Below are 2,395 nucleotides of genomic sequence, written 5' to 3'. Positions count from 1 at the left end.
TACTACAACGCCCAGCGACGACACTCAACGCTCGGATACTTGACACCACAAGAATACGAGCTAGGGTACAGGAACATCAACGAAATCGCGTCCTAAACCCGCGTCCACAAAGGCGGGAACGCTCCAGTCTCTCAACCCCGGCAGTCTTGCCGAGCGTCCAGCAAGTGTTACATCAGGCTATCGTCAGCCGCGCCCTGCGTTGATCTGTCGCCAGATGGTGTCGTGTGGTGCGTCGTGGTCGTCGAGGTTGCCAAGGTGCTTGACTGCTGTGATCACGGCTGACGCGCGGCGACGCTGGTCGGGATGCTGCTGCCAGTAGGCCTGTGGAATTTTCAGCACTGCTGTGAGTAGGTCGCCGGGGTAGAAGTCGCCTTCGGCGAGCGGGTTCTTCTCGAGATGGGTCAGCGCGACGGGGACTAGTACCTCGACGCTCTCCTGCTGGAGCAGGAGGATGCGGAGGTCTTCGATGCCGAAGGAGCCGATCGGCTTCTGGCGCAGCTCGTAGACGGTCTTGATCAGCCGGGTCGCGTCGGCTGGTGGGTTGCCCCAGTGGCGGTCTTCGATCTGCTCGAGGGTGAGCGATTCGTCGACGTCGTGACTGGTCCCCATGGCTCCTCGTGTCAGCTGTCGTGTAGGTGAGGCTGCTATCCGCGTGGCACCCACTGCTCACTGTAGTCGAGCAGCCGACTCGCTTCGGATAGCTCGGCCTCGATGGAGGGGCGGTCTTCGGGCGCCAGCCGTGAGTCGCTGAGCTGGCGTTTCAGCCGATTGATCTGATTCGAGAGGCCGTTCTGGGCCTCTCTGACTTCGGTGACGTGGTCCCAGGGTGTGCCGTCGCCCTTGCGGGCTACGACTTCGCCGTTCAGCTCACGGCGGGCGCCGTCGAGGTCTTTGTCGGTGAGGTGTTCCTTGAGCCGGTCCGTTTTGGTGGGTTTGGTCGGATTGGTGCGTGGTTTGACGGGTTCGACGTGGTCGTCGGTCATGGCGTGCCGGGCGAGGTCGCCGACGGCTCCGACAGTCATCGTTCCGCCGACGGCGATGCCGGCGGCGGATACGACGTTGAGGGGTACGCCGGCGATGGCGCCGACGCCGGTGGCGTCGAGGGCGATGCCGGCGCCTTCGCCTGCTGAGCTGATGGCCGTCAGCGCCATTCCGCCGACCGCGGCGGCGGTGTCGACGGGGTGGTTGAGCATGGCGTTGCCGAACGAGGCGAGGCTGTTCGCGGCGTGGGTACCGAAGTCGGCGAGGAAGTTGCCGGCGTCGTCGAGCCAGCTGGACTTTTGTGGCGCTACGTCCGCTTCGGTGTCCAGCATGCCGGAGATGGAGTCTCCAGCCTCGGTCAGCTGTGTTCGGGCCCGATTCAGCGTGTCCTGCGCGGCTTGCCGTCCGGCCTCACCCGGATCGGCAAAGGGGGGCGGAGGTTGGTGGTTGGCCTGAGCTTCGGCGGTGGCCGCGTCGTGCCGGGTTTTGGCCTGTTGGGTGGCGGCTTGGGCGTTGTTCCACTGGGCGATGGCTTCACCGGCTTGGGCTTGGGCCCAGCGGAGGGTGCGTGCGTAGTCGGTCAGCAGTGAGCCGCCGCGGTGCAGGGCGTCGGCGGAGTCGAACCACTTGTTCGGTTGGTAGCTGAACTTGTCGTGGAACGCGCGGGCGGCAGGACCTTCCCAAGCTCCGGTGTCGATGGCTTTGAGCCCGTCGGCGGCTTGGCCAGCGAGGTCGCCGCGGGCGTTGAGGACGCGGGCGTTTTCCTCGATCGCTTCGGGCTTGCCGGGGACGAGGGCTGCCGGGTCGTTGGTGTCTCCGAGGTCAGCCATCGTCCACCGGTCCCTGTCCCGGGTCGGTGGTGAGCGAGCCGGCAGCGGCTGAGTCCGTTGCTCGGTACGCGGCGGCTGCCTTGGTGAGGATGTCGCCGATCGCGTCCGCGTCGTTGGTCAAGATATCGAGACCGTCGCTCCAGCGGACGCAGAAGTTCATCAGCGCGTTGTGGATGCCGTCGTGTCCGTACAGGCTGGTGTCGCCGCACAGGTCGCGCAGCTCGAAGCTCGACTGGTCGGTCACGCTTCGCTTGATGCCGTTCGCGGCTTCCTCGACCTTGGCGACGTCGACGTGGAACCCAGGACCGTCCACTACTGAAACCATCCCCCTCGAACACGTTCAGTACTCATCGAGTGTGGAGGACGCGATCACCATTGACAAGTGGCCGATCGTCTGGAGCGTGAGGGCGCGAACGGAGACGTAACGAGCCAGGCATGTCGTCTGCCCGCGCAGAATGGGTCTATCCCGTGATCGGTGTTTCCGGCGTTGTTGATCAGTAGGTCTCGGCTCCCGGCCAGCGGTCACCGAACGTGATGGCGAACGCGTTGATCACTGGCTTCCACCGCATCGTCCACCGGGCGCG

General features: G+C 65.1%; 3 protein-coding genes. All 3 read right to left on the bottom strand.

Annotated features, from left to right (window positions below; all coding sequences use genetic code 11):
- Positions 1–183: 183 nt before the first annotated feature.
- Genes ACLJQZ_RS48410 through ACLJQZ_RS48400 form a run of 3 tightly spaced genes read right to left on the bottom strand, consistent with a single transcriptional unit; the run spans position 184 to position 2,124 of the window.
- Positions 184–609, bottom strand: a complete 426-nt coding sequence (locus tag ACLJQZ_RS48410; RefSeq protein WP_410628483.1) for a contact-dependent growth inhibition system immunity protein — start codon at positions 607–609, stop codon at positions 184–186.
- 35 nt (positions 610–644) lie between these two features.
- Positions 645–1,811, bottom strand: coding sequence for a putative T7SS-secreted protein (locus ACLJQZ_RS48405; RefSeq protein ID WP_410628482.1), 1,167 nt, complete (start codon positions 1,809–1,811; stop codon positions 645–647).
- The gene (locus ACLJQZ_RS48400) at positions 1,804–2,124 is read right to left on the bottom strand and encodes a hypothetical protein (RefSeq protein ID WP_410628481.1); all 321 of its coding nucleotides are present in this window, start codon (positions 2,122–2,124) and stop codon (positions 1,804–1,806) included. Before ACLJQZ_RS48400 ends, ACLJQZ_RS48405 begins: the two co-directional genes overlap by 8 nt.
- Positions 2,125–2,395: the final 271 nt, after the last annotated feature.

Origin of the sequence: Amycolatopsis sp. cmx-8-4, assembly GCF_046548675.1 — a bacterium.
Lineage (GTDB): Bacteria > Actinomycetota > Actinomycetes > Mycobacteriales > Pseudonocardiaceae > Amycolatopsis.
The sequence above is the reverse complement of the archived record's forward strand: the minus strand, read 5'-3'. Positions and strand labels throughout refer to the sequence as shown.